Origin of the sequence: Cytobacillus citreus (genome assembly GCF_018343665.1) — a bacterium.
Lineage (GTDB): Bacteria > Bacillota > Bacilli > Bacillales > Cytobacillaceae > Cytobacillus > Cytobacillus citreus.
The window spans coordinates 800,357-826,633 of record NZ_JAGYPM010000002.1; the positions used below are offsets into that span (position 1 = coordinate 800,357).

The 26,277-nt window shown below is 36.4% G+C and carries 22 protein-coding genes and 4 pseudogenes; 21 read left to right on the top strand and 5 right to left on the bottom strand.

Going from position 1 to position 26,277, the window contains the following annotated elements; translation table 11 throughout:
* The first annotated feature begins 12 nt into the window (after positions 1-12).
* The 5 genes from KHA94_RS09895 to KHA94_RS09915 all read left to right on the top strand — a co-directional run bounded on the left by KHA94_RS09895 (position 13) and on the right by KHA94_RS09915 (position 5,486).
* Entirely contained in the window at positions 13-834 is an 822-nt protein-coding gene (locus KHA94_RS09895) for an XdhC family protein (RefSeq protein WP_213101945.1), read from the top strand.
* Positions 835-845: 11 nt separating this feature from the next.
* Positions 846-1,460: a nucleotidyltransferase family protein gene (locus KHA94_RS09900; RefSeq protein ID WP_213101946.1), complete on the top strand. Its 615-nt coding sequence runs from the start codon at positions 846-848 to the stop codon at positions 1,458-1,460.
* Positions 1,461-1,559: 99 nt separating this feature from the next.
* Positions 1,560-3,608 (top strand): sigma 54-interacting transcriptional regulator, encoded by a 2,049-nt coding sequence (locus tag KHA94_RS09905; RefSeq protein ID WP_213101947.1) that lies wholly within the window; start codon positions 1,560-1,562, stop codon positions 3,606-3,608.
* A 16-nt stretch (positions 3,609-3,624) separates the two neighbouring features.
* Positions 3,625-4,509 carry a 5-oxoprolinase subunit B family protein gene (locus KHA94_RS09910; RefSeq protein ID WP_213101948.1) on the top strand — a complete coding sequence of 295 codons (885 nt, stop codon included), beginning with the start codon at positions 3,625-3,627 and terminating at the stop codon, positions 4,507-4,509.
* On the top strand, positions 4,509-5,486 hold the full coding sequence (locus KHA94_RS09915) for a 5-oxoprolinase subunit C family protein (RefSeq protein ID WP_213101949.1): 978 nt from the start codon (positions 4,509-4,511) through the stop codon (positions 5,484-5,486). The genes KHA94_RS09910 and KHA94_RS09915 overlap by 1 nt, the downstream gene beginning before the upstream one ends.
* Positions 5,487-5,572: 86 nt before the next feature.
* Here KHA94_RS09915 and KHA94_RS09920 read toward each other — a convergent pair whose 3' ends face one another.
* The gene (locus tag KHA94_RS09920; protein WP_213101950.1) at positions 5,573-5,938 is read right to left on the bottom strand and encodes a carboxymuconolactone decarboxylase family protein; all 366 of its coding nucleotides are present in this window, start codon (positions 5,936-5,938) and stop codon (positions 5,573-5,575) included.
* A gap of 399 nt (positions 5,939-6,337) precedes the next feature.
* On the opposite strand from KHA94_RS09920, the gene KHA94_RS09925 reads away from it, so the two are divergent.
* The 4 genes from KHA94_RS09925 (at position 6,338) to KHA94_RS09940 (ending at position 10,717) form a co-directional block, all read left to right on the top strand.
* Positions 6,338-6,685, top strand: a complete 348-nt coding sequence (locus KHA94_RS09925) for a metal-sensitive transcriptional regulator (protein ID WP_057773673.1) — start codon at positions 6,338-6,340, stop codon at positions 6,683-6,685.
* Between the two features lie 15 nt (positions 6,686-6,700).
* Positions 6,701-6,907: a copper chaperone CopZ gene (gene copZ / locus KHA94_RS09930; RefSeq protein ID WP_213101951.1), complete on the top strand. Its 207-nt coding sequence runs from the start codon at positions 6,701-6,703 to the stop codon at positions 6,905-6,907.
* Between the two features lie 85 nt (positions 6,908-6,992).
* Positions 6,993-9,416, top strand: coding sequence for a heavy metal translocating P-type ATPase (locus KHA94_RS09935; RefSeq protein ID WP_275950877.1), 2,424 nt, complete (start codon positions 6,993-6,995; stop codon positions 9,414-9,416).
* A 704-nt stretch (positions 9,417-10,120) separates the two neighbouring features.
* Positions 10,121-10,717, top strand: a complete 597-nt coding sequence (locus KHA94_RS09940) for a cell wall hydrolase (RefSeq protein ID WP_213101952.1) — start codon at positions 10,121-10,123, stop codon at positions 10,715-10,717.
* 352 nt (positions 10,718-11,069) lie between these two features.
* On the opposite strand, the gene KHA94_RS09945 is transcribed toward KHA94_RS09940, so the two are convergent.
* Entirely contained in the window at positions 11,070-11,654 is a 585-nt protein-coding gene (locus tag KHA94_RS09945; protein ID WP_213101953.1) for a cadmium resistance transporter, read from the bottom strand.
* Between the two features lie 1,173 nt (positions 11,655-12,827).
* Positions 12,828-13,031 carry a DUF1657 domain-containing protein gene (locus tag KHA94_RS09950; RefSeq protein ID WP_213101954.1) on the bottom strand — a complete coding sequence of 68 codons (204 nt, stop codon included), beginning with the start codon at positions 13,029-13,031 and terminating at the stop codon, positions 12,828-12,830.
* Between the two features lie 779 nt (positions 13,032-13,810).
* On the opposite strand from KHA94_RS09950, the gene KHA94_RS09955 reads away from it, so the two are divergent.
* The 7 genes and pseudogenes from KHA94_RS09955 to KHA94_RS09985 form a co-directional block, all read left to right on the top strand.
* Positions 13,811-15,073 (top strand): CYP152 family fatty-acid peroxygenase CypC, encoded by a 1,263-nt coding sequence (locus tag KHA94_RS09955; RefSeq protein WP_213101955.1) that lies wholly within the window; start codon positions 13,811-13,813, stop codon positions 15,071-15,073.
* Between the two features lie 160 nt (positions 15,074-15,233).
* Positions 15,234-15,659: a 3-hydroxyacyl-ACP dehydratase FabZ gene (gene fabZ, locus KHA94_RS09960; protein WP_213101956.1), complete on the top strand. Its 426-nt coding sequence runs from the start codon at positions 15,234-15,236 to the stop codon at positions 15,657-15,659.
* 196 nt (positions 15,660-15,855) lie between these two features.
* On the top strand, positions 15,856-16,236 hold the full coding sequence (locus KHA94_RS09965; protein ID WP_213101957.1) for a VOC family protein: 381 nt from the start codon (positions 15,856-15,858) through the stop codon (positions 16,234-16,236).
* Positions 16,237-16,363: 127 nt separating this feature from the next.
* Positions 16,364-16,791: pseudogene (locus KHA94_RS09970) on the top strand (Rrf2 family transcriptional regulator).
* A 130-nt stretch (positions 16,792-16,921) separates the two neighbouring features.
* Positions 16,922-17,564 (top strand): annotated as a pseudogene (locus KHA94_RS09975) (NAD(P)-dependent oxidoreductase).
* A gap of 21 nt (positions 17,565-17,585) precedes the next feature.
* The gene (locus KHA94_RS09980) at positions 17,586-17,753 is read left to right on the top strand and encodes a hypothetical protein (protein ID WP_185150647.1); all 168 of its coding nucleotides are present in this window, start codon (positions 17,586-17,588) and stop codon (positions 17,751-17,753) included.
* Positions 17,754-17,765: 12 nt separating this feature from the next.
* A pseudogene (locus KHA94_RS09985) lies at positions 17,766-18,098 on the top strand (redoxin family protein); the annotation flags it as partial.
* Positions 18,099-18,533: 435 nt separating this feature from the next.
* On the opposite strand, the gene KHA94_RS09990 reads toward KHA94_RS09985, so the two are convergent.
* The gene (locus KHA94_RS09990; RefSeq protein WP_213101959.1) at positions 18,534-19,301 is read right to left on the bottom strand and encodes a SurA N-terminal domain-containing protein; all 768 of its coding nucleotides are present in this window, start codon (positions 19,299-19,301) and stop codon (positions 18,534-18,536) included.
* A gap of 338 nt (positions 19,302-19,639) precedes the next feature.
* On the opposite strand from KHA94_RS09990, the gene KHA94_RS09995 reads away from it, so the two are divergent.
* The gene (locus tag KHA94_RS09995) at positions 19,640-20,842 is read left to right on the top strand and encodes a macrolide family glycosyltransferase (RefSeq protein ID WP_213101960.1); all 1,203 of its coding nucleotides are present in this window, start codon (positions 19,640-19,642) and stop codon (positions 20,840-20,842) included.
* A 281-nt stretch (positions 20,843-21,123) separates the two neighbouring features.
* Here the strand turns inward: KHA94_RS09995 and KHA94_RS10000 are convergent, their stop codons facing one another.
* Positions 21,124-21,597: a DinB family protein gene (locus tag KHA94_RS10000; protein WP_213101961.1), complete on the bottom strand. Its 474-nt coding sequence runs from the start codon at positions 21,595-21,597 to the stop codon at positions 21,124-21,126.
* Positions 21,598-22,106: 509 nt separating this feature from the next.
* Here KHA94_RS10000 and KHA94_RS10005 point away from each other — a divergent pair.
* From KHA94_RS10005 to KHA94_RS10020, 4 genes and pseudogenes are all read left to right on the top strand, one after another.
* Positions 22,107-22,862 (top strand): DUF2087 domain-containing protein, encoded by a 756-nt coding sequence (locus tag KHA94_RS10005; RefSeq protein ID WP_213101962.1) that lies wholly within the window; start codon positions 22,107-22,109, stop codon positions 22,860-22,862.
* A gap of 21 nt (positions 22,863-22,883) precedes the next feature.
* On the top strand, positions 22,884-23,240 hold the full coding sequence (locus KHA94_RS10010; protein WP_213101963.1) for a GIY-YIG nuclease family protein: 357 nt from the start codon (positions 22,884-22,886) through the stop codon (positions 23,238-23,240).
* Positions 23,241-23,276: 36 nt separating this feature from the next.
* Positions 23,277-24,350, top strand: a pseudogene (locus KHA94_RS10015) (MATE family efflux transporter); the annotation flags it as partial.
* A 272-nt stretch (positions 24,351-24,622) separates the two neighbouring features.
* Positions 24,623-26,086: a transposase gene (locus KHA94_RS10020; protein ID WP_213101964.1), complete on the top strand. Its 1,464-nt coding sequence runs from the start codon at positions 24,623-24,625 to the stop codon at positions 26,084-26,086.
* Positions 26,087-26,277: the final 191 nt, after the last annotated feature.

A 26,277-nucleotide genomic window follows, 5' to 3' on the forward strand; every position in this document is an offset into this window, starting at 1 on the left:
TGGAGGGATACAATGTTAGAGCTATCACCGTTTGAAGCGTGGTTAAGGAGTTTCAAAGAAGAGCAAGAGTGTGTTCTCGCGACGATCCTGCCAATAAATCAATTACAGATTGAAAAGGAACCAGGACGTCTCTTTATTTCTAAAGGAAATTTAACGATAGGTGATCTTGGTGATGATGAAATCAACCTGCGTGTGAAAGAAATAGCCTTAAGAAAATTGTATGAAACAAATCCGAAGTCAGAAACACGTACATTCACACTTCCGGGTGGAAAAGAGGTTCATGTGTTCATTGATGTATACATTCCTCCTTCTGAACTAATGATTTTTGGGGCAGGTCATGATGCGATGCCAGTGGCAAAATATGCGGTTTCTTTAGGATTTAAAACCACATTGGTTGATCAGAGAGAGTTTTATAATAGTGAAGAACGCTTTCCATCTACAAATAGGCTCATTGCCAAAACGAGTGAATTTCAGGAAAAAGTTAAGATTGGCCAGAGAACATATATCGTTGTTATGAATCACCATATTGAGCGGGATCAGGAAACATTGAAATTTGTTTTACGGTCTCCATCGCCATATATCGGTGTTCTTGGTCCGCGCTCTAGGCGTGTTCGCATGCTTAAGGCGCTGGAAGAGGAGGGTATTTATTTTGAGAAAGAGGAGCTTGAAAGAATGTACAGCCCAATTGGTCTCGATATTGGTGCCGTTTCACCTGAAGAAATCGCTCTCAGTATTTTAGCGGAAGTCGTTGCGAAAAAGAATGGCCATACAGGCGGATTTTTACAAGACTCTAAATATATTCATAAATCAGCTGAGACAAAAGAACTGGTATGAAAGGAGACAGGATGAGTTCCTCAATTTGTGCTATTATTCTTGCGGCTGGTACATCTACAAGAATGGGGCAGCCAAAGCAATTACTATTATTAAAGGAACGGCCGTTATTAGAGCATGTGATTCGTGTTGCAGCCACTATCGATTTTTCCGAAATTATAACTGTAATCGGCTGTGAAGCAGTCAATATACAGAAAGCGATAACAATAGATGATCCTCGCTTTCGCTGGGTTGTGAATGAAGATTATTTACTTGGGCAAAGTTCCTCTTTAAAAACAGGGATCTCAAACATTGGGGAGCAGCATGCGGGTATTATGGTTTTTCTTGGTGATCTCCCTTTTATTGCGAAAAATACTGTTCAAGCTATTTACCAGAAAGGAGCCGATATGCTCCTAGAATGTGAAGAGAGCTTTATTGTTCAACCTGAGTATAGAGGCACACCGGGACATCCTGTTTTTTTTGGACAATTTGATAGAAATCTATTTATGCAGCTGAAGGGTGATCGTGGTGCTAAGGCAATTATGAATCATTTTTCACATCGCAAACTTGTTTCTGTGGAGGATGAAGGTATTTTATTGGATATTGATACTCAGGAGGAATATGAAAAAGTGAAAAGTCTGAATAACTAGAAATATCTATATTTTCGGTTTAATAAATTCCTATTTATTACTAGAAAAAGTATAATTGGTTTATATGAGGTTTGTTTTTATCAGGAGGGGTCGGATAGGTTGATCATTTGGAAAGATATTTTGCAACCGATTTCAGTCTTTGTTGATATACATAGTTCAATTGGAGATGTCATTCATCATTTCTCAGTACAAAATGTGGATATTATCTTTGTAAAGGATAAGGGGGCCATGGTTGGTTATTGTACAATGGAGCTTCTATTAAATCAAATCGCTGAAACCTCAGATTTAACGGAACGGATTAGCTATAAAAATGATATTTTAAAAGTGCCGCAATTTTCACCTGTAGAATTTTACCACAATGTTTCATTAATAATTGGAGTAGATGCTAATGATGAAATTATTGGCTATACGACCATCGATCAGGCAAGACATAATATCAGTGAGCTTAGGCTAAAGGATATCAATCTGCTTTTACATGGTGCTGGTGTGGGGATTGTTCGGACAAATATCAATTATCAAATTGAATTTATTAATGAAACGGCAGAAAATATTTTAGGCATCCCTAGTTCATTTCTATTATTTCGAAACTATAAAACACTTTTAACGAGTGATAAAAATCTAGATAAGGTCATGGATGGAGAAACGCTTGTAAGTATTAACTCTTCGATTAACTTTAAACAAATCAGCGGAAATTTCTATCCTTTAAAAGTCGATGGAAATATAACAGGACTTGTCCATGTTTTTTTCTCAAGAGAAGTTTTCGAAGAGGCCGTCCAAGAGTTAGATTTTGTTCGAAATTTGAATTCAGATTTGCAAGCTGTATATGCTTCTTCCCAAGAACAAATACTTGTGATCGATGATAGTGGAAAAATCATCCGTGTAGCAGGAATGTTTCTAAGAGATTTTTGGAAAGTGGACACGCCTGAGAAAATCATCGGGACAAATATTGATGAATTTTCTAAAAGAAATATTTTTCAGCCGAATGTTTTTGAATTGTGCCAGAAGCAAAGAAAAAAGGTTACAGCGATTCAGGATTCCGTTGGAAGCAGTAGAATATGGTCAGTTGCAACCCCGGTTTATCATGAAGGGAAATTAGAAAAAGTAGTTGTCCTTTCAAGGGATATTACGCCTGAAAGTACCTCACTTCCCATTCAATCTGGCGAAGGTACAGATCAATCACTACATAACCGTAATGAAATAAATAATAAAGAAAAACGACTTGTTTACCGTTCGAAAAAAATAGAACAATTAGTAACAGAGATAAAACGAGTAGCTCAATTTAATTCAACCGTTCTACTTGAAGGCGAATCAGGTGTCGGAAAAGAAGTATTCGCCCAAAAAATTCATACAGCAAGTCCTCGAAGCAAACAGCCATTTGTCAGAATTAACTGCGGTGCGATTCCTGAAAACCTAATTGAAAGTGAATTGTTCGGATATGAGAAAGGTTCTTTTACGGGAGCAGACAAAAATGGAAAAGTCGGTTTATTCGAAATTGCTAATAATGGCACGCTCTTTCTTGATGAAATTGGCGAGCTGCCTTTAAATATGCAAGTAAAGCTATTACGCGTGCTGCAGGAGAGAGAAGTGACGCGGATAGGCGGGATACGACCAATATCGATCAATGTCCGAATTATTACGGCAACGAACAAGGATTTACGAGAAATGGTTAATCAAGGGGAATTTAGGGAGGATTTATACTATCGATTATATGTCATTCCATTTCGTATTCCTTCCTTACGGGAACGGAAAGAAGACATCCTGCCTTTATCCATCTATTTTTTGGAGCAATTCAAGCAAATGTATGATATCAAAAAAAGTTTTACCCCAGAAGCCATTGAAGTATTAGAAACATATGCATGGCCGGGAAATGTTAGGGAGCTCCAAAATATAGTAGAGCGATTGATCCTGCTGACCGAGGGAGAATGGATCCAGCGGGAGCATGCATTGAAATATCTATACGGTGAAGTGCAAAAAAAGAAAAAACAACTATTTGTTTTAGAACTGATGCCGCTGAAAGAAGCTGTGGAAGAATTAGAAACTCAGTTAATAGAACGAGGAATGCAAAAATATCGAACGGCCGATAAATTATCAAAAGTATTAGGAGTTAGTCCTGCTACGATCAGCAGACGGATAAAAAAGCTGAAATAATAAGGGGGGCGACTTAATGTTTAATTTGCCTGAAACTCATTTTAATTTCGGCGGAGATGAATATATTTATGCTGAAATATCCCGTGATATGAGAATTGAAAGTAACTTTAAAGCACTGGCCGTTACGGATGAGCTGAGAAAAAGGGAAATACCAGGAATTATTGATATTGTTTCATCCAATTCGTCCTATTTAGTTCGCTATAATCCGGACATCATCTCTGCAAGAGATCTACTAGACTATTTAAAAGAAATAGATTTAACCAAAAGCGACCCAACAAAGTTACATTTTTCTGTTCGAATAGTTGAGATTCCAGCATGGTACGATGACCCGGTATCGAAAGAATTTTCCTACCGCTTCAAGAATAGACACCCCTCACCAGACTTATCGGACTTTGAGTTTGTCATGAAGGTAAATGGATTTACAGACAAGGAAGCATTTATTAAATGTCATTCAGAGACTCCATATTTAATTACGATGGTTGGTTTTCTGCCGGGAACGGCTTGGCATTTCCCACTCGGATTACAGCCAAACGAAATCATCCAAGCCCCAAAATATAATAGTCCTCGAACGGAAACACCGGAAAGAGGTATTGGCTTGGGCGGGGCATTCAATGTCATTTACCCTGTAAATGGGCCAGGTAGCTATCAGCTTATTGGCCGGTCTGCTATTCCTGTTGTCGATCAAAACAACCAATTAGAGGACTTAAAAGAGACTTCTTTTTTAGCTAGACCAGGAGATATTTGGAAATACCGTCCTATAAATGAATCCCAATATAATAAGATTACAAGTGAAGTAAAAACCGGAAAGTATCGATATAAAATGAAAGAAATTGACCTATCACCACTTGAATATGCCGAAAAAGGCAAACAATATGTCCAAGAGTTAATGGGGGATTTTTAATGATTGAAGTAAAGGATCCGGGGTTATGGACAACAGTTCAGGATATGGGACGAGTGGGAAAGTATCATCTGGGCATTCCTCCATCGGGAGCAGCTGATAAATACTCCTTTATCATCGGAAACCTTCTTGTCGGAAACCCAGTAGAATTTGCAGCACTTGAAATGACGTTAATAGGCGGAGAGTTTGAGTTTCATAAAAACTTAATCATCGCTTTAACAGGTGCACCCATGGAGGCTTACTTAAATCATCAACCTTTATCCTTATGGGAAACACATTATGTCAAGGAAGGAGATATATTAACAATAAAAGCATGTCCAATAGGGGTGAAAAGCTATCTATGTATCTCTGGAGGGGTAAATGTTCCGGATGTATTAGGCAGTAAATCGACCTATGAATTAAGTCAAATTGGAGGCTTTCGCGGCAGAAAATTATCTGCTGGCGACAGAATACCGATAAACGAACCATTACCCGGCGCTTCCAAGCAGATTGGTAAATTCACCCCATTGGAATTTGTCCCATCCTTTCATCATTTTCAAGAATTACGTGTCATGATGGGGATGACGGGTTATTTAATGAATGATCATGCTCTAAAAACCTTCCTTAATTCAGAATGGATGGTAGCGCATGAATCCAATCGAGTTGCTTATCGTTATAAGGGTCCAAAGGTGTCCTTTACTGAGCAGCATCCACCATTCGGTGCAGGAAATAGTTTTTCCAATGTTGTTGATATTGCCTATCCGATTGGCTCTGTTTTGTTTACAAATGAAGAAGAACTCATTGTGTTACAAAATGATGCAACAACGGGCGGGGGTTTTATTACGATTGGTACCGTCATTAGCCAGGATTTAGATCTAATCGCCCAATCAAGACCATTATCGAAATGCCGCTTTATCGCAGTAACCATTGACCAGGCCATGCAAGCACGAGCTGAAAGAACAAAAAAGCTGGATGCATTGGTTCATTTGATAAAAAGATAGGATAAGAAAAATGGACGAGAATCTTTAAGATTTCGTCCATATAATTAGTTTGTCTACTTTTTTACATATCAGAAGATCAAATACTTTTACTGCTTTAATTGGTTTAATTCCTGAATACAATCTTGAACAAGTGTAACTGCTTGGCTCATAGCGGCACCACCGCCAAAAGCTGAAGTCACCCCAACAGCTTCTAGTATTTCCTGCTCACTGCATCCTTGATCGAGACATCCTTTTGTATGGTACATGATGCAATATTCATCTTGAGCATGAAGACTAATGCCAAGAGCGATTAGTTGTTTTTCCTTTTGAGTTAATGCCCCATCCTTAAAGCATTCCTCTGTAAAAGAATGATACCTATCTACTAATTCGGGCATTTTTTCAGCGAACATTCCAAGTCCTTCTTTATACTTTAATATTGCCGTTTCGATAGTATTACTCGAATCAAATTGCATGTATCGTTCAACTCCTTTTCAATTTATTAAGCACATCAAAGATTATTATGAGTAAAATTCAACAACTTAAACGAATTATTTTTTACATGTGGATTCTTAATAATCTCGGATAAGCTTTTACCATAAATAAGTAACATAATTTAAGGAATGAAAGGAAAAATTTAAAAATGAGTTTGTTTATAAGAAAGGTGATGGAATGGAACTAAATAACGAAAGCGGAATTTATAAAGTATGGAAAATAAATTTGCTATTACATGAATAGCCAATTAATTATTTTCAGTTATATAATTATTACCTATAATAGTGCCTATAGGGATTATGTCTAAAAAAAATTGATTAATAAACCCCTTTACATACTATACAGGGGTATGATATAAATAAATAAAAGGGGGAAGCTAAATGGTATCCGAACTGAATAATGATTCCCTAGAATTCGAAGAAGAAAGCTGCTGCTCAACTCTAAGTGAGAGAAAAGCTCATCATTCTGATAAGGTAAAGAAAAATCTTGTGACAAGATTAAACCGAATTGAAGGCCAAATTCGCGGGATTAAAGGTTTAATCGAAAGAGACACTTATTGTGATGATGTCATTACACAAATTTCGGCTACTCAATCCGCCTTGAACAGTGTAGCAAAAATATTGTTAGAAGGACATTTAAAGGGTTGTGTTGTTGATCGTCTTCAAGAAGGGGATATGGAAGTTTTAGATGAAGTATTAATTACTATACAAAAATTGATGAAAAAATAAGGGAGTTGTTCAATAATGGAAAAAGTAACATTACATGTAGCTGGAATGTCTTGCGGACATTGTGTGAAAGCGGTTGAAGGCAGTGTTGGAGAATTAGCTGGAATTGAAAGTGTAAAAGTTCATTTAGACAGTGGAACTGTTGATGTTGAATATATTTCAAACGAAGTGTCTTTAGACAAAATTAAGGAAACAATTGATGATCAAGGCTATGATGTAAAATAGTAATTTGGAAAAAAATACGTGCTAGCAATAGCACGTTCTATTTTTCAAAAAAATATACCCACCATAGGTATAGGGAGATGAGGGAATGAGTGGGAAAATGCAAAAAATGCATGAAAGCCAGTTTCAAGTTACTGGCATGACATGTGCCGCATGTGCTACACGTATTGAAAAAGGCTTAAATAAAATGGATGGCGTTCTTGAAGCAAACGTCAATTTGGCTCTAGAAAAAGCAACTGTAAAATTTGATGGGGCAACAATGGGTCCAGCCGATATCCAGAATAAAATTAAAGCGCTTGGCTATGATATCATAACGGAAAAAACTGAATTAGCTCTCACTGGCATGACTTGTGCCGCATGTGCTACTAGAATCGAAAAAGGCCTTAATAAAACGGATGGGGTTCTCCAGGCAACAGTAAACCTTGCCCTTGAAAAAGCATCAATCGAGTACAACCCAGCGATTGTTTCAACAAAGGATATGACGCAAAAGGTTGAAAAATTAGGCTATGGCGCAACTGTCAAAACGGAAGACAATGAAAAAGAAACCGTTGATCAGCGTATGAAAGAAATCGAAACCCAGCAGGGAAAGTTTATCTTTTCAGCGATTCTTTCCATCCCGCTGCTTTGGGCAATGGCAGGTCATTTCAGCTTCACTTCTTTTTTATACGTGCCTGATGCGTTTATGAACCCATGGGTACAAATGGCTCTGGCAACACCTGTACAATTTTATATAGGGAAACAGTTTTATGTAGGGGCTTATAAAGCGCTAAGAAATAAAAGTGCAAATATGGATGTTCTCGTTGCATTAGGTACCTCTGCCGCTTATTTTTACAGTGTCTATTTAGCCATTGGAACAATAGGAAATCATGGTCATCCAGTTGGCCTATACTTCGAAACAAGTGCGGTCCTTATCACATTAATTATTTTAGGGAAATTGTTTGAAGCTAAAGCAAAAGGACGTTCTTCTGAAGCAATAAAGAAACTGATGGGTTTACAAGCGAAGACAGCCCTCGTTATTCGAGAGGATCAAGAATTAGAAATTCCGCTAGAAGAAGTTGTGGCAGGGGATATTATTTTGGTAAAACCGGGAGAAAAAATTCCGGTCGATGGTGAGATTTTAGAGGGGCAGTCTGCTCTTGATGAATCGATGATCACAGGGGAAAGTGTTCCGATTGATAAGACGGTTGGCGATACAGTTATTGGTGCCACGATTAATAAAAATGGATTTATAAAAATAAAAGCCACAAAAGTAGGAAAAGATACGGCTCTTGCTCAAATTATTAAAGTGGTTGAGGATGCTCAAGGCTCAAAAGCGCCAATTCAACGTCTGGCTGATATAATTTCAGGTGTTTTTGTTCCGATCGTTGTGGGAATTGCAGTCATTACATTTTTGATTTGGTACTTTGCCGTTGCCCCTGGGGATTTTGCAGAGGCACTTGAAAAATTAATTGCTGTTCTTGTCATTGCATGTCCATGTGCTCTTGGGCTGGCAACTCCAACTTCCATCATGGCAGGTTCAGGCCGTGCTGCTGAATATGGGATTCTTTTCAAAGGCGGAGAGCATCTGGAAATGACTCACCGAATTAAAAGCGTCATTCTAGATAAAACAGGAACGATTACAAACGGAGATCCTGTTTTAACTGATGTCATCACTGAAATGGATAAAACAGAGTTTCTAACATTCGTTGGTTCAGCTGAGAAGCAATCTGAACATCCACTTGCCCAAGCAATTGTGAATGGGATTAAAGAAAAGCAGATTGATCTAAAGGATGTTAAAGACTTTGAGGCCATTCCAGGCTATGGCATTAAAGCGATCGTCGATGATACGGAAATTCTAATTGGTACTCGCCGTTTGATGAAAAAATTCAGCATAGAAATTGATCATGCTTTAGAAAAGATGAGCGCTCTTGAGAAGCAAGGAAAGACAGCCATGTTAACGGCTATAAATGGTGAATATGCAGGGATCGTTGCGGTTGCCGATACCATCAAGGAAACATCCGCTAAAGCGATAAGCCGCTTAAAAGATATGGGCCTTGAAGTCATTATGATTACTGGTGATAATGAACAAACGGCGAAAGCAATTGCTGCACAGGCTGGAATTGACCATGTCATTGCAGAAGTGCTGCCTGAGGGGAAAGCCGAGGAAGTGAAGAAGCTGCAGCAACAAGGCAAGAAAGTAGCAATGGTCGGTGATGGTATCAATGATGCTCCAGCATTAGCGATCGCAGATATCGGGATGGCCATTGGCACAGGAACCGATGTCGCAATGGAAGTAGCAGATATTACATTGATCCGTGGAGATCTAAACAGCATTGCTGATGCCATTTTTATGAGTAAGAAAACAATCCGAAATATAAGACAAAACCTTTTCTGGGCATTAGCTTATAATACGCTAGGAATCCCAATCGCAGCTTTTGGTTTTCTTGCTCCTTGGCTCGCTGGTGCTGCCATGGCTTTCAGTTCCGTATCAGTTGTTCTTAATGCACTTCGACTTCAGCGTGTAAAATTATAGGAGGAGATGCTGGATATGAAAAAAAGGGCGCTTTCAGCTGCTGTCTATTTGGTTGTTGTTGTGGGGATATACTATGTGGTTATGTAATGCCTTGAACAACTATGGATGTTAAAGAAACCTTGATTGCCTAATACTTGCATTCTACATATCTATATTTAGTTATGTAGAATGCAGATTTATATATGGAAATACCTTGAGAGCAGTTATGAGACCATTCATAGCTGCTTTTTTGGTTATGTAGTTGTGAAAGTAGTTTATGAGTCAATGAGATCAGCTTTTTTAGGAAAAGAGGTCTCATAGGCCGTTCATGAGACCACACGAATTAGTTCTTTGAAGAAAAGCAACATGACACTTTTATGGCATTCATTGGATTAATCTTTGCTTCGTTTGTTTCCTTTATTGCTATGGCAGCGTGTTTTTATATAACTGGTTTTTCAAAGAATCAAATCAAATCAATATTAAAGGTAAAAACCACTGATACAAACACGAAATGAATGTCATAAATGATCCAAATTATGAAGTAATAGTTAAATGCTGTATAAAATAAAATGTATCCATATTTTGCTACGGTAATGCTCGTTGTAGTAGTGATGTGCAAATATCTATCCTTTATTTAGCTTCCATATTTTGGAGTAGGTTTCACAATATTACATCTGTTAACCTACTAATAAATCATCATCTGAGGCAATAGGAGGTTAACAAGCATGAAAAAATGGAAGAAACTATTAATTGTGTCTACTCTATCATTTTCAATTTTTGGATTCACTTCTCATTCTGAAGCGGCAACGAACACTCATCTTGTACATACAGGGGAAACCTACTGGATCATTGGTAAAAAATACGGGGTTTCTGTCCTAGAGTTAATGAAAGCAAATAATAAGTCTAGTGAAATGATATATCCAGGGGAAAAGCTTCTTATCCCAACTACGAAAATATCAGAAGCTGATAAAGATTTAATGGCTCGTCTTGTACATGCTGAAGCTAAGGGAGAGCCCTACGCAGGAAAAGTGGCTGTTGCAACTGTTATCTTAAACAGAGTGGACAGCTCAAGCTTTCCTAATACAGTAAGAGATGTCATTTATCAAAAAGTAAGTGGACATTACGCTTTTACACCTGTTCAAAATGGAACGATCAATCAAGCAGCGGACAGTGTTTCAAAAAAAGCTGTAGAAGAAGCAATAGCGTTTAGAGGGCAAGGAAAAGGCTCCTTATACTTTTATAATCCTAAGACTTCAACAAGTGAATGGATTTATTCAACACAAACGACTCTAACCATTGGAAATCATAGATTTGCAAAATAAGTTTTAATTATTAAAGAAACACCAATTACATCTTTGTAGATTGGTGTTTCTTCTGTTATTCTCCATTTTTTTGATAAAATTACTGCTAGGAAGATCTCATTATATAAAAGAAGTATTCGGTGATTGCCGTGTTTTCTAAGCTTAGACATTACTGTTATTACTCAATAACTCCTAGATTGTCATGATCAAGGCAATCAGAATTAAAATGAATCTGACTATATTAGGGATGCAGGGTCTTACGATTGTAAGACTACGGCTTGACGACCATTAACTTATCATATTATAAGAGTCAGTTGTTATATTATTTTAGAAATAAAAAACCAGCCATTTTTGACTGGTAATTAATTGATAATTAGAAATTAAAAACGTAACGAAACGTATCATGTTTAATCAAAATAAAAGTACCTAATCCTATTAATACAAAAGGAACAATAATGTGACCTTTACGTTCTAAAGTCTGAGCTATTAACGGTTGGTGTACGAGGGCATTACCTAAATAACACAAAACTGCAACGAGTGCTAAAAGGATAACCATAATAAGAATAATATTCCGTAAACTATTGGCTGAAAAGAAAGGAATGTAAACACCTATATTATCAACACCATTAACAAATGTGACTGAGGCAGTTTTTAATAACCAAACAAATCGATTAGATTTATCTTTCCTCATTTGGCACAAAGATACCAGTGATTGTATTCCAATAAAGATAGGAATTAATCCAAGTATACCTATCCATGCTTTAGGAATGAGTAAAGCTCCAAATGCTCCAATTATACTTATGGTAAGAAGAAGAATAAATCCCAAGTATTGTCCAGCCACAATAAATCGTTTCTGTTCTGTTGTCTTTGCTTGTGAGAACCAAGTCATCAAGAGGAAAATGTCATCAATGTTTGTAGCTACAAAAAAAATGATAGTTGAAAAAATTAGCGTTACCATATTCTACAACTTTATCCTTTCAGTTAATGGTCGTTTAATCATTAAAGACTTAAAAATGAAATGCATGCTTTTACTTCCTCTAATCGAAGAAAAGTCACTAAACTAGAAGTTGATAAAAATGACGTGTTATGTTCTAAATTAACTTGATAGAGATTTGGCAATCTAAAAGGGAAGTTTCAACAAAAGTTTAAAATAATTGCTTAAATCCGATTATAATTAAAATAAACCCAGCTATAAGTGAAGAGTATTGATTGTAGAAAAGAATCCAATAACATTAATGATCAGGTTGAACCAAAAAGGTATTTTTATATTTTTAAGCCTATAGGCAATTCCAACACCGATATTGTCTATATTTGTACTTATTCCAATCAAATTAAAAATTAAGAAAGAACTGAACCATTCCAACTTTATTAATTATCCTCCTTTCTAATCGAATGGAAAAAGGGGATTAAATAACCGTTCTAAAAGAACCGCATAGCATGTACTTATACATATGCTATATAAGCAGGATTTAATACGTGTCCTTATATTTGAAATGCTAAAGAAGAAATTTTACGCAAAAAACAAAAATTGTGTTCGAGATGCTTTTGGTGTTCTAGAACCCTTAAAAAATCGGTAAATGGTTTAATTTTATCGACGAAGAAAAAATGCATGAGGAATATCATAATGTTAAGGGGTTCTTTTGCGTGGGATATTTGGAAAAAAAACATAAGTTTTCTCCTCAGTTTAAGTACACGTTTTAGCAATTAGAAAAGACATCAAAACAAGTAAAAGAGAGTGTCCTAAAAGCTTAGCTTTTGGACACCCTCTTTTTACATAAAAAAACAAGAAAAAATCGATGTGTAACCAGTATTTGGCCATCCAACGTTTTTCATTAAGAGGCCTTTCCAAAAAACAGTGGAATGGGGTCTTATTTGTGTATCCCACAATTAAAAAAAAGTCAAAAATAGCACATTAAAAGAGAAATACAGTCCCCCTTTCGTATATCAGATCAATAATTATCCGAAAAAGAACCAAATAAAAAAGAGCTGACCCTAAAAAGTCGTTAAAAACGACCTTTTGCGTCAGCCTCATTACTCTTCTAATGTTGTGTAATAAATTGGCGTTTATTTTACTTGATTGTTAAAGAAAATGTTGAATTATTTTCTAATTGCAAAATTATTCTTTAAAAAATTATTGTTTGTATTGTGGTTCTTCTTGTTCAACTTGCTGAAGTCGTGTATTTAGTTGTTCAACAATAAGTTGAGTTTGTTGAGATGTACTTTGAAATAATTGCTTTGCCTGTTGATTGTCAGTGTCAAGCGCAAAACCCTCCAAGCTTGCTTGTGCACTTTTTAACCCTGAAATCGTTTGTTTTAAGTTTGTGATGACTGTCATTTAAGACTCCTCCTCTTTAATTGGTTTAACATGATATAGGGTGTTGAATTTTGAATAGAAACATGCAACCAATTTTTGGTATAGAAAAGGTGTTATTGTTAAAATTAGGAAAAAGTTAACATAAACCCAATCCATAATCTAGAGGAATCCTTTCCTTTACCTCATTTTTATCGTTTCCAATCTATTCTAAATAACAGTTACTTTCAGTGGGATTTTTCCACAAATAATTTTTCACACTCAGATAAAAATAAACGGGATTTCCACTAACATGGATCACGTCATTATTGTTTTGGAGCACCTTGCAGTTATATCGTTCAAGTGTGTTTGTTAAAGATTTTGTAGAACATAGTCATGGTTGCCAAGAACGGCATATTGAATAAAAAGGGAGTCAGTAACGCTAGGATATTCATGACAGGAATCCCGATACATCCGAAAATTAAAAAGGAGAAATATACGTGAGGATCTTCACTTCAGTCCAGACTTTCTGTTTTAATTTCTGGAGGAAATCTAGGGGTTGGCGAAATAGAGGATTTAATTTATTGGCTTGGTATTTCATCTAAATAAGCAGGAAGTTCAGAGACAAATACTAGCCCTTCTCCAAAACCAAAATGAAACGAAACATAAAATGATTATTTTAAAGATGAGACAATTGGCCACAAGCTGGTTATAGTTGAGTATTTGTTGTTCCATGTAGACTAGATCTAATTTTTTTCGAGAGTAAATAGGGAATAATTTATAAATAATAAGACTATTACTTTAGGAAAATGGAGCTGGTTTATATGCCACATACAAATCAAATGCCACAGGAAGAAGGAATAGACCATAGTTTGAGCCTTTTAAGAGAAGGATATTTGTACATTTTAAACAGACGGCACAGTTTTAATTCTGATATTTTCGAGACCCGATTGCTTGGAAAGAAAGCAATCTGTATGGGCGGAAAGGAAGCTGCGGAAGTTTTTTATGACACGGATAAGTTCAATAGGCAAGATGCCGCACCTAACCGAGTTGTACAGACATTGTTTGGCAAGAATGGTGTTCAGGCGTTAGATGGACAGCCTCATAAACATCGTAAGGAAATGTTTATGTCGATTATGTCTCCTAACGAAATTGAGAAATTAACCGCTATTACAAAGAAACAGTGGGAATTAGCAGTAGATAAATGGGAACAAATGGATAAGGTTATTCTTTATGAAGAAGCGCAGGAAATTATGTGCAGAACTGCCTGCGAGTGGGCAGGTGTCCCTGTACAAGAAGATGAAGTAAAGGGGCTGACAAAAGATTTAGGGGCAATGTTCGAGTCCGCAGCTTCAATTGGTCCTTCTCATTGGCTAGGGAGAAATGCACGGAATCAAGTAGAAAAATGGATCGGAGAACTTATTGAGAAAGTTCGTGCTAAGGAAGTGAATCCTCCTGAAAATTCTACACTGCATAGATTTGCTTGGCATCGTGATCTAGAAGGGAATCTTTTGGATTTAGAGACCGCTGCAGTGGAAGTGATCAATATCTTAAGACCTATTGTGGCAATTGCTATATTTATCAATTTCACTGCGCTGGCAGTCTATCACTATCCGGAAGAAAGAAAAAAACTTGAATCTGGAGAAGATAAATATGCTCAGATGTTTGTACAGGAAGTTCGACGTTTTTACCCGTTTTTTCCTTTTGTTGTAGCACTGGTAAAAAAAGAATTCACCTGGAAGAGCTATAAATTTGAAGAAGGAACATTAACTTTGCTGGATATTTACGGTACAAATCACGACCCAAAAATTTGGGACAATCCTGAAGTGTTTAATCCGGATCGTTTTGCAAAATGGGATGGCAGCCCTTTCAACTTTATTCCGCAGGGTGGTGGTGATTACTTTATGGGACATCGCTGTGCCGGTGAGTGGGTCACCATTGAAGTCATGAAAGTGAATCTTGATTATCTAGCAAATCGAATAGATTATGAAGTTCCTGATCAGGATTTAAGTTTCAGCATGGTTAGCATGCCTAGCATTCCTCATAGTAAAGTAGTGATCAAAAATGTTAAGCGAAGGATCTACTAAAAAAGTTCGGGCTTTTGTGTCTTTTTCAACACAAAAGTCTTTTTTTGCCGCTTTACAAAACAATCATTTTTTTATTATCAGGTACTAACACCAGCTGGTATAATAAAAAATAAGAAAATATCTAATGTGACTATTCAAATAGTTGAAATGGAGGCTTCATATGTTCGATACTCAAAAAATAAAAGAAATTATAAGACATCGCTATCCTTTCCTATTAGTAGATAGGATTCTGAAATTAGAAGAGGGAAAAAGCGCTGTTGGTTTAAAAAATGTGACAGCAAATGAAGTTTTTTTTACTGGGCACTTCCCCAATTACCCAGTTATGCCAGGGGTACTAATTGTAGAGGCATTAGCTCAAGTTAGTGCAGTGGTGATGCTAACAAAAGAAGGAAATCAAGGGAGACTAGGACTTTTAGCAGGAATTGATAAATGTCGTTTTAAACGTCAAGTCAGACCAGGAGACCAACTCCGTCTTGAGGTAGAAATCACTCGTCTGAAAGGACCTATTGGGAAAGGGAAAGGTATTGCTACTGTTGATGGAGAATTAGTTTGTGAGACAGAACTGATTTTTGCATTTGGTGATTGAGATTCAAAAAAATGCAGCTTCATTGCTTAACAATCTGGATCTATTATAAAAAAAGTGAATATGAAATCAATATTAATTGTTCTATTATTTTTGTCGAAATTAGCAGTATGATAAGTGAATCTACCAAAGTATAATGAAATTCACAAAGGAACAAAATATTAAAATTACCTGTCTTAGCAGAAAGGAAGATGAGAAAATGATTAATAAAGTTGGACAAATTATGCTCTATGTAAACAACCAAGATGAGGCAGTGAAGTTTTGGACAGAAAAGTTTGGTTTTATTGTAGTTTCTGAAGTAGATACTGGCCAAGGAATGAGATGGATTGAAATTGCTCCAAGAAAGGATGCAGAAACAAGTATTGTCCTCCACAATAAGGAATTAATTGCTAAGATGTCTCCGGAATTAAATCTTGGTACACCGTCGTTAATGTTTTACTCAGAAAACCTTGATGAATTATATAAAGATTTTACAGATAAAAATATTAAAGTCGGGGAAATTGTTAATATGCCTTCTGGTAGAGTATTTAACTTTGCTGATAATGAAGAAAATTACTTTGCCGTTATGGAAAAAAAGTGATCTAAAAATGAAACACCAAAACGACATTATAAACTAGTCGTTTTGGTGTTTTCAGTACTTATTGGATTTTTATCTTGACACTTAGTGTATGATGTAACTTAATGATTACATCAGGAGACGAAGGCATATGAAAATCAGCAGCCGGTTTACTGTAGCTGTCCATATTTTATCTCTCGTAAACTTTGAAAAGAGTACACTTTGTACGTCTGAATGGATTGCGGGGAGTGTGAAACAAATCCGGTCGTTATTCGGCGAGTGATGGGTATGCTTAAAAAAGCAGGATTAATTCAAGTTCGCAGAGGAACAGGTGGAGCTGAGATTCAAAAACCTTTAAATGAAATTACCCTTCTTGATGTATATCATGCAGTCGAGGTTGTTGAAGAAGGCGAATTATTCCAATTCCATGACCACCCAAATCCTAGCTGTCCTGTCGGAGCTACTATTCAATCCGTGCTAGAATTGATTTTAATGAAGGCTCAAGAAGCTATGGAATTGGTACTTAAAGAAGTAACGATGGAGGATATCATCACGTTTTTAAATAAAAAAATTGGATAAAGCATCTAATTTTTTTATTTTTGTTGTAATTGTAATTGTAACTGTTACAATTACAATGGTTAAAAGTAAGAAATTAATAATGTATGTCTTCTCATCATGCCGTGAAAATAAAAACTATGAGGTTTTTTAAATGAAAATAGGGGTGATTGGAGCAAAAAGGAAAAGCAGGTAGCCTTATTTTTAAAGAGGCTTTGGATAGAGGTCATGAAGTTAAAGCTATTGTGAGAAATGCTTCAAAAGTAACGGATACAACTGTAACTGTTTTGGAAAAAAACGTGTTAGAATTAAAGGCAGAAGATCTAAAGCAATTTGATACAGTAGTTAATGCCTTTGGTGCAGTTCCAGGACAAGAGAATCTTCATGTGGAAGCTGGAACAGCTTTAATTGAAGCTTTAAAGGGTGCTCCTGAAACAAGATTATTTGTCGTTGGAGGAGCAGGAAGCCTATTTGTTGATGAAGGTAAAACGACACGTTTACTAGATACCCCAGAATTCCCTAAAGAGTATTTTGCAACAGCATTTAATCAAGGTAAAAACCTGGAGGACCTTCAAAAAACGACTGAAATTAAGTGGACCTTCCATAGCCCAACGGCCATCTTTAACCCAGAAGGTAAAAGAAGGGGTGCTTGTCAAAAAGGAAAAGACAACCTCATTGTAAATACTAAAGGTGATAGCTATGTTAGCTATGCGGATTATGCGATTGCTGTAGTAGACGAAATTGAAAATCCGAAGCACATAAATGAACGTTTTACAGTCGTATCTGAGGCTGAGTAATACAAAATAGTGAGGGCAGTTATGAAAATAAAAACCTTAATCATTTTAGCAGTAGTCATGCTTATGTTATCAGCATGCGGACCAAAAAAAATAGATGAATCCATTACATTGTTGGACCATAATAACAATGAAGTAACATTCCCACAGGATAAGCCTGTATTATTCTTTTTTATTACAACATACACCTGAGGTACCTGCCACCAGCAACTAGTTGAGTTGCATAGCGAGCTTCAAAAGTTAGACGGCATGGATATGGAAATGTATATAATTAGCAGTGATCAACCAGAAGAACAGAAACAAGTATACAAAGAACTTGATGACTTTTTCGGAAAGAGTCTTCCATTTGTCTCTGATCCGGAACTAGAATTAATTGATCAAATAGGAATGAAAAATGGAGATGTCGCCTATAGAGGCTATGCCATTCTTGATACAAATGGCCAAGTTGTTCTAAAGAAGATTAATGATAATTGGGGAGTAGAACTGGATAAAACAGTAGAAGACATAAAAAAAGCATATGATGAAATTCATAAGTAATAAAAAATTTGGGCCTATCCTTCTAATAGGAAGTAGGCCAGAATTTTTTTTGTGCGAAATGTTCTTCCTTCTTAGAAAAGAAGTATTTATTTAAGTATTTTATCAGGCTGTTCCACCTCTAGGTTCAGCCTATTTTTGTTAGAAAAGATTAGAACCACACATGTCCAATAACCCTCTCATAATAATCATACCGACTATTTAATACATGTTGATCAGCCCTTTCAAGGAAGAAACCAGAGATATTATCGAATTACCAAAAGTGGTCGTGCCAAGTATGAAGAACTGCTTGAAGATTGGTTGGAGTATAAACAAAAAATTGATTCAGCACTATTAGGGGGGATAAATCGTGAGTAAAGCAGAGTATTTAAAAGAATAAGACCAAATGAAAAAAGGTCAACCAGTAAAAAACTGGCCAACCTTCTTGTGTGTAACATCTTAAATCTTAATATCAATCTTCGCATTTTTCTTTAACTCTTCAACCTGATGAACGAGTTTTTCCTGCTGTTTTTGCTGTTGAAGAGCTTGTTCGATTTGCGGTTTTACTTCTTCAAGCATTGGAACTTCTTGTCCAGTGCTCTTTCCTTGTTCCGCATATTGATCATACGCTTTTTGAATTTCTTCATCGGTTATTTCACCAGCAGGTACTTCTTTCTCAATGTATTGTTTAAGTTTAATATCGTCAGCTATTTGAGTTTCAAGTGTTTTCATATCCATGCCGGATTCTTTAAGAGCGGCTTTGAATTCTTCTTCTGTTTTAAACTGCTTTTTCGTTTCGTCCAGCTGCTTATTAATATCTGCCTTTGAAACTTTATAGCCTTTTTTATCTGTCTCTAGAAGAAGAAGAGCTTGTCCGACTAAGCTGTCAATTGTTTGTTTTTTCACTTGCTCTGCAGCATCTTTAGAAGTCGGATCTTGTCCCATTTGCAGCATTTGTCCTTGTGTAGATGCTAAGGCGCTATTATAGTCGCTTCCTAAAATTTTTTTATCATTCACTATGGCAACAGTTTTCTTTTCATCTACTTGCTGTGCTTCTAATTTCTTTTGCATTTCTTCCATTTGCTTTTGCTGTTCCTTCTGCTGATCAGTTTCCGCTGTTTTTGCTTTATTATCATTTTTAGCTTCTTTACTTTCTTCATTTCCTCCGCATGCTGCTAAAACAACGGCCATTAGACCGGCTATTAATGTAAACATCATTTTTTTCATAATCGATCTCCTTCCTTAGGCTAGAAGTATAATCATCTAGTGGCATTATAAAATGAATCTTACGGAAAGAATCATTATGAGCTATTTTTTAATTTATTTTTAACAGGATTGAAACATTTACATGATAATGGATACCTGAAAAAAGGAAAATTCGAAAACGATTAAGCTATATAAAGCTTCTTAAAGGGAAGAGCTTTTTAAATAACTTCGTTTAAAAGTTTGAGATTTCAAGTGTTGTACTATGATAAATTTAATGCCATTATTTAAGTTCAATGGATGGGACAGTGACTCTTACTTATACACAAACTAGAAAACATTTTAGCTAAGGAGTGGTGAAAATGGCACGTGTTTTATTTATTAATGCCGGATCAGAAGGACATATCAATCCAACTATTGGAGTTGTGCAAGAGCTTATTACGCGCGGCGAAGAGGTAGTGTACTTTACGATAGAAGCTTTTCGAGAGCGAATTGAGAAGACGGGAGCTACTGTTCGAACATTGGACGGTCAAAAATTTATAAAAGCCTTTATCTCGGGTGGAAGAAATTATTTACTTGAAAGAATTAACGGTCTTTTACTTACGGCAGATATTGTCATACCTAGCGTGCTTGAACAGATTGAAGGAGAACATTTTGATTACATCATCCATGATTCTATGTTTGGTTGTGGTCGTTTACTTGCCCAAATCCTTAAGCTTCCGGCAATCAATTCTTGTACTTCCTTTGCGCAGACAAAGGTATCATTTGATAAAATGTTAGAACAGCTCTCTAAAAACATTCCTGCAGAATTTGTTAAAGAAATAAACGATAAACATCAAAGCCTGACGGCAATGGTGAAGGAAAAATACGATGTCGAGATCCATTCTCCTTACGAAGTTTTTTGTAATCCTGCACCACTTACAATCTGTTATACAACTAAGGAGTTTCAACCTTTTGGAGAAGCATTCGACCAAACTTACAAATTTATAGGTCCATCCATCTCTACACGATTAATTCAAGAAAACTTTGACCTTACAGCAATCAAGGGAAAAAGACCAATTTATATTTCTCTTGGTACCGTCTTTAACCAAGCCACTGATTTTTATAAGCTTTGTTTTAAGGCTTTTGGGAACACTGATGATACCGTTGTCATGTCGATTGGGGAAAAAACTCAAATATCTGATTTAGGGGAGATCCCTAAAAACTTCATTGTAAAAAATTATGTTCCACAAACAGAGGTACTTAAATATACTAAATTATTTATTACACATGGTGGAATGAACAGTACCCATGAAGGTCTCTATTACGGGGTTCCGCTCATTGTAATCCCACAAAGTGCGGATCAGCCGATCATTGCCGGGCAAGTTGCCAATATCGGTGCCGGTATTAAATTACAAATGCTAGGCTTGACTGCAAATCAACTACGTGAAGCCGCAGATTATGTCTTAAACAACCCATCTTTCCATAAAGCTGTTTCAAATATAAGGGAATCCTTTCAAAAATCGGGTGGATATCACCAGGCTGTTGATGAGATTTTTGAATTTAAAAGTAAATATGATATTTAATTGTAAAAAATTAACAGTCACCGTTATTGGTGGCTGTTAATGGAATAGGAACTATTATAAAAGCTATATTGTGAAGTTACACACTTAAAGTTTTTTCATAATAACAGCTAAAATAATTAGTGGTTTATTCAATTGGGCGCTATCCTGTAGTAAGGATTTCGTTCTTTTTGCTTTTAAAGGCCATATAGTTGAATAAGAAAATGGTGAACTGACTATTAACAATGAGGTGTCTTCCCAACTTCAGATTCTGTTGGCAAGACCCCATGCCGTCTAAAAGAAAGTTATATAGAAGAAATAGATCGATATAATCGCTTAATCGTTTCGATGTGTAATGCTTCATGGTAAAAGCTAAACAAAAATGCCTCACCAACTGTGTAAAATGTAATGCCTACTCGGTTTGTAAATGGAGTTGGCAGCTTTTCATGCAAACGTCCTTGAAGAAAATCTTTTATTCTCGTTTTTTGTTCCGTCAAAATCTTGGCAATCTCTGCATATGATGGCTGCGTTTCTTTCCATTCTGCCGGTTTCGTTCCAGCACCAAAGAGCTGCTCGTAATCTTTCGGAAAATTCATCTCTTCACCTAAAAGTTCAAAGACGAGCTTTTCCTGTACGAATGCAATGTGTCCAAAGTTCCAACGAATATTGTTGTTAAAACCTTCTGGAATGATATCTGAAATTTCTTCTGGAATTTTCTTCATCGTTTGCTCAGTTATTTTGCGCACTGTTTCCAAATGGTGCATAATTGTTTGTTCCAAAGTAAAAAACCTCCCCTTTTTAATGATCTCTGTATAGCTATTTCGCTTTCTTCACGTCCTTTTCCTACTAAAAAAGCTTGATTTTTCATTTTTACTGAGAAATTAGGATTTTAATATGAGAATTTCCATAACGTTGTATCAGTGTTTTGATGGAAAGGCTTATTTTAATTTAACTATTTAAGAGAATAAATTCTTAAATAATGGTTTTTCTGTAAAATAAAATAATCTTGTCTTCTCCTGTATACTTTGACTAGTTGAAATTATCAACTTAACTGAGTACTAATCTATTAGAGCATATCTTTTTAATGTGCTTCGGGCGTTGGTTCTATTCGTTGAGTAGGAGCACGTCTATTTTTGTTGCTCTAAGAAAGGAGCAGATTAAAATGTTTAGAAAAATGAGTTAAAATTTAATAACTTTCCTAGATGCAATATAATTATGTTTGACAATGAATAAACAAAAATATAATATGTTTGTTATAACCCAAACAAACGAGTGGAGTGACTATATAGTGAAGTTGTCGGAGCTTTTTTGGAGTGCTTCCTTAGAGGAGCTGAAACGCGGGTATATTCAAGATGAGAATTCTCATATGTGCCTGCTATGCGGAAAGCAAATAGAAAAAGGGATTGTCTATCAAGAAGAGGGTGTTTTTTATGAGTCAGAAAAGTATATGCGACTTCATATTGAAATTGCCCATCAATCTGTTTTTTCTTACTTAATTGATCTTGATAAAAAGCTTACAGGCCTTACGGATCATCAAAATCGTCTTCTCCGCCTTTTTTATGAAGGGAAAAGCGATGCAGATATTCAAGAGGAAATGGGTATCGGGAGTGCTTCCACGATTCGAAATCATCGCTTTGTTTTAAAAGAAAAAGAACGCCAAGCAAAGTTGTTTTTGACAATGATGGAGCTTTTGAAGGAGAAGGACCAGCATGCTCCCACCTTTATCGATGTTCATAAAACAGCAAGGATGGTCGATGACCGCTACAATGTGACAGAGGAAGAAAACGAGGAATTATTGTTGAAGTATTTTCCTGAAGGGACGAAGGGGCAATTGAACACCTTTCCTCTAAAACAAAAGCATAAACTTATTGTCCTTCGAGCCATTGCTGATCATTTTGAAGATGGAAGGATCTACACCGAAAAGGAAATTAATCAGGTCTTAAACGAATCGTACCATGACTATGTATTGCTAAGACGATATTTGATTGAATATGGATTTTTAGATCGAAAGTCAGACGGGAGCCAATATTGGCTGAAAAAATAATGAAAGAAAGCAGGTTGAATCATGGATAGAAAAAAAGAACTAAAGCAGCTTTATAAAGAAACGGAAGTGGAAGCTGGCGTCTATCAGATAAAAAATACACAAAATGGAAAATTATTTATTGGGAGTACGAGAAATACAAGGACATTAAAAGGAAAAAAATTCAGCTTAGAGATGGGAACAGATACAAATAAAAGGCTTCAGGAGGAATGGAGACAATTTGGAAAGGGTGCCTTTATCTTTGAGATTCTCGAAGTGCTGAAAAAGAAAAAAGAAGGCTTTTTTGATGAGAAACGTGAGTTGAAGAAGCTAGAAGAGAAGTGGCTGAATCAGCTGCAGCCGTATGGAGAGCGTGGTTATAATCAGGAAAAGTCCCTCTAAAAGGAGGAATAAAACTTGGAATCTACACAAAATAAAATGAATGAAATTACGAGTGCAGAGGGGAAGGGAGGAAGTCAATCGCATGTATGGCGACCGATGCTTCTATTTCTAATTCCTCTGCTCCTCAGTAATATTTTACAATCAATTGGTCAGCTTTTTGGAATGGTCATTGTTGGACGATGGCTTGGTGTAGATGAACTAGCTGCTATTTCAGCATTTTTTCCTTTATTTTTTCTGCTAATCTCTTTTGCAATCGGAATAGGATCTGGAAGTTCAATATTAATAGGTCAAGCATTCGGTGCAAGAAATGAAGAGCGGTTAAAGGCTGTTGTGGGGACAACACTGACATTCACTTTTTTACTGGGTATAGTATTGGCAGTGATTGGTGGAATTTTCACGATGGATATCCTTCGCTTAATCAGCACACCTGATAACATTATTGAAGTAAGTGCTCACTACGCTAGGATTTTGTTCTGGTCCTTGCCAGTATTATTTTTGTACTCTGTATACACAACTTTTATGCGTGGGACAGGTGATTCAAAAACTCCTTTTTATTTTCTCATTGTCAGTACAGTGCTCAACTTGGCTTTTTTACCTCCATTAGTCTTTGGATGGATTGGATTGCCAAAACTCGGTGTCTATGGTGCTGCATATGCATCCTTACTCTCGACTTTCTTAACATTTATTATCATGCTAGTTTACTTGCATAAAGTAAAGCATCCACTTCAATTAGATGCATCGATTCGTCAGTATCTTCGCATGGATAGAGGATTGCTAAAATTGCTGCTCCGTCTAGGGATTCCAGCGAGTATTAGCATGATCCTCCTTTCGCTATCAGAAATTGCGGTTATTTCATTTGTAAATCGGTATGGCTCTGATGCGACGGCAGCATATGGGGTCGTTAATCAAGTTGCAAGTTATGTGCAAATGCCAGCAATCAGTCTAAGCATTGCTGTCTCTGTTTTTGCTGCACAATCTATTGGTGCTAATCAGCTTGATCGGTTAAAGCAAGTTATAAGGACAGGTGTTTTGCTTAACTATGTTATTAGCGGAATCATAATTATTGTCATCTATATCTTTTCGAAAAATATATTAGGCTTGTTTATTACAGATTTCCCGAACGAGAAAGCCCACACCGGGCATAGCCCGTCTTTAGACTGGGATGAAAGTGAGGTCAGATACGGAGAACCGCTAAAAGGTCAAAATCGTTAGCGTACTTCAAGTATCTGAAGATTTATATAGAAACATATGTTCTTTATTCTGTAAATCTGATATACTATGATAGAAATGTTCTTTAGGTTCCAACTGCGGTGGATAATCAATAAAATCTATTAAACGATTTTCATATATTAAAATGCAAGAGAAGGAAAGGAGGCTGCTTCGTGGCTTCTTCTACGTCCAGTTATGTAATAACACTTCCTCTTCAAACTCGACATCATGAGGCCCATATTCTTGAAAAAAGGTTTGAGATTGCTCGAAAAATCTATAATGCATGTTTAGCAGAAGCGGATAAACGATTGCGAGTCATGCAAGAATCTAAGGATTATCAGAAAGCCCGTAAACTTCCTTCATCGACCCCATCAGAACGCAAACTACGATCCACTCCATTCCGTCTATTGAACAAACGATTTAAATTAGAGGAATACGCACTCCATACATATGTAAAGTCCATGCAAACTCGATTTAAACATTTAATTGATTCTCATACAGCTCAAAAACTCGCATCTCGTGCATACCATGCAGTTAAAAAGAAACAAATAGGGGCGGCGACAAAAGTGTCTTTTAAAGGATTCGGAAAGTTGAATTCTGTAGAGGGAAAAACGAACGCCGCTGGTATTCGTTATAAAGATAGAAAGATTCATTGGCTGGGATTAGAGCTGCCTGTTCGAATAAAACCAAAGGATGACTATGCGTTTCTTGCTCTAGAAAGCAGAGTAAAATATTCCCGGATTTTGCGAACCTTTATGAAAGGAACCATTCGATATCAAATTCAACTGATCTTGGAAGGTACACCTCCTCAAAAATATAATCAAGTTGGAATAAAAGGCAAACTTGGAAAAGGCAGAGTTGGCATTGACATTGGTACACAAACAGCCGCGATTGTGTCAGATTCTAAAGCATCTTTAGTTGAACTAGCTCCCAGTGTCATACATATTCAAAAAGAAATCCGTCTAATTCAACGGTCCATGGACCGAAGCCGAAGGGCCATGAATCCAGAGAAGTTTAATAAAGACGGAACCATCAATCGCTCCTCAAAGAAATGGGTGCAATCCAAACGGTACGGCAAGCTAAAGGCAACTTTTCAAGAGAGGAATAGACTTCAATCCGTCTATCGAAAACAAGACCATTGTCGTTTAGCGAATCAAATAATAGAACAAGGTGATGAATTCTTCATTGAAACTATGAATTTTCAAACACTTCAAAAACGGGCAAAAGAAACAACTAGAAACAAGAACGGACGTTTCAGCCGAAAGAAACGGTTTGGAAAATCTATAGCTAGGAAAGCGCCCTCTATGCTTATAACCATTTTAGAACAAAAGCTATCTATCTTCGGCATAGAACTGAAAAAGATCAACACCTCGAAGGTAAAAGCTAGTCAGTATCATCACGAGACGGACACCTTTCAAAAGAAATCCTTGTCTGAAAGATGGAATCTTATAAGAAATGAACGTGTCCAACGTGATTTGTACTCTGCTTATCTCATAAAAAATGTAACGGAATCTCTTGATAGCATTAATAGGCATTTATGTATGGATGAATATGATCATTTTAAGAAACTACATGACATAGAAATTATACGAATAAAATCAAGTAATCAAAACAAAATAAGTAGTTTTGGAATTTAAAGGAATGTTGGGTTAGAAACGAGCCCATGCAGTCGATAAGCACCGCTGAGGTGTTTGGCTGTAGAAGTCTTGAGCAAACGCTTTGTAGTGTCTGTATGTTGTACCCTATTTGTATATTAAAGTAGGGGAGAGTATAGAAGAAACAAGCTAGTCGCTCAAGAACCCCATTGCTTTAGCTATGGGAGTTTCAG

Bases quoted from the DNA above. Each gene is read 5' to 3' on its own strand.
- KHA94_RS09920 (WP_213101950.1), bottom strand. From the start codon at position 5,938: ATGCAATTTGATTCGAGTAATACTATCGAAACGGCAATATTAAAGTAT.
- KHA94_RS09900 (WP_213101946.1), top strand. From the start codon at position 846: ATGAGTTCCTCAATTTGTGCTATTATTCTTGCGGCTGGTACATCTACA.
- fabZ (WP_213101956.1), top strand. From the start codon at position 15,234: ATGTTCGATACTCAAAAAATAAAAGAAATTATAAGACATCGCTATCCT.
- KHA94_RS10010 (WP_213101963.1), top strand. From the start codon at position 22,884: ATGGATAGAAAAAAAGAACTAAAGCAGCTTTATAAAGAAACGGAAGTG.
- KHA94_RS09990 (WP_213101959.1), bottom strand. From the start codon at position 19,301: ATGAAAAAAATGATGTTTACATTAATAGCCGGTCTAATGGCCGTTGTT.
- KHA94_RS09945 (WP_213101953.1), bottom strand. From the start codon at position 11,654: ATGGTAACGCTAATTTTTTCAACTATCATTTTTTTTGTAGCTACAAAC.
- KHA94_RS09980 (WP_185150647.1), top strand. From the start codon at position 17,586: ATGAAAATAAAAACCTTAATCATTTTAGCAGTAGTCATGCTTATGTTA.
- KHA94_RS09925 (WP_057773673.1), top strand. From the start codon at position 6,338: ATGGTATCCGAACTGAATAATGATTCCCTAGAATTCGAAGAAGAAAGC.
- KHA94_RS09965 (WP_213101957.1), top strand. From the start codon at position 15,856: ATGATTAATAAAGTTGGACAAATTATGCTCTATGTAAACAACCAAGAT.
- KHA94_RS09895 (WP_213101945.1), top strand. From the start codon at position 13: ATGTTAGAGCTATCACCGTTTGAAGCGTGGTTAAGGAGTTTCAAAGAA.
- KHA94_RS09955 (WP_213101955.1), top strand. From the start codon at position 13,811: ATGCCACATACAAATCAAATGCCACAGGAAGAAGGAATAGACCATAGT.
- KHA94_RS09910 (WP_213101948.1), top strand. From the start codon at position 3,625: ATGTTTAATTTGCCTGAAACTCATTTTAATTTCGGCGGAGATGAATAT.
- KHA94_RS09995 (WP_213101960.1), top strand. From the start codon at position 19,640: ATGGCACGTGTTTTATTTATTAATGCCGGATCAGAAGGACATATCAAT.
- KHA94_RS09940 (WP_213101952.1), top strand. From the start codon at position 10,121: ATGAAAAAATGGAAGAAACTATTAATTGTGTCTACTCTATCATTTTCA.
- KHA94_RS09935 (WP_275950877.1), top strand. From the start codon at position 6,993: ATGAGTGGGAAAATGCAAAAAATGCATGAAAGCCAGTTTCAAGTTACT.
- copZ (WP_213101951.1), top strand. From the start codon at position 6,701: ATGGAAAAAGTAACATTACATGTAGCTGGAATGTCTTGCGGACATTGT.
- KHA94_RS09950 (WP_213101954.1), bottom strand. From the start codon at position 13,031: ATGACAGTCATCACAAACTTAAAACAAACGATTTCAGGGTTAAAAAGT.
- KHA94_RS09915 (WP_213101949.1), top strand. From the start codon at position 4,509: ATGATTGAAGTAAAGGATCCGGGGTTATGGACAACAGTTCAGGATATG.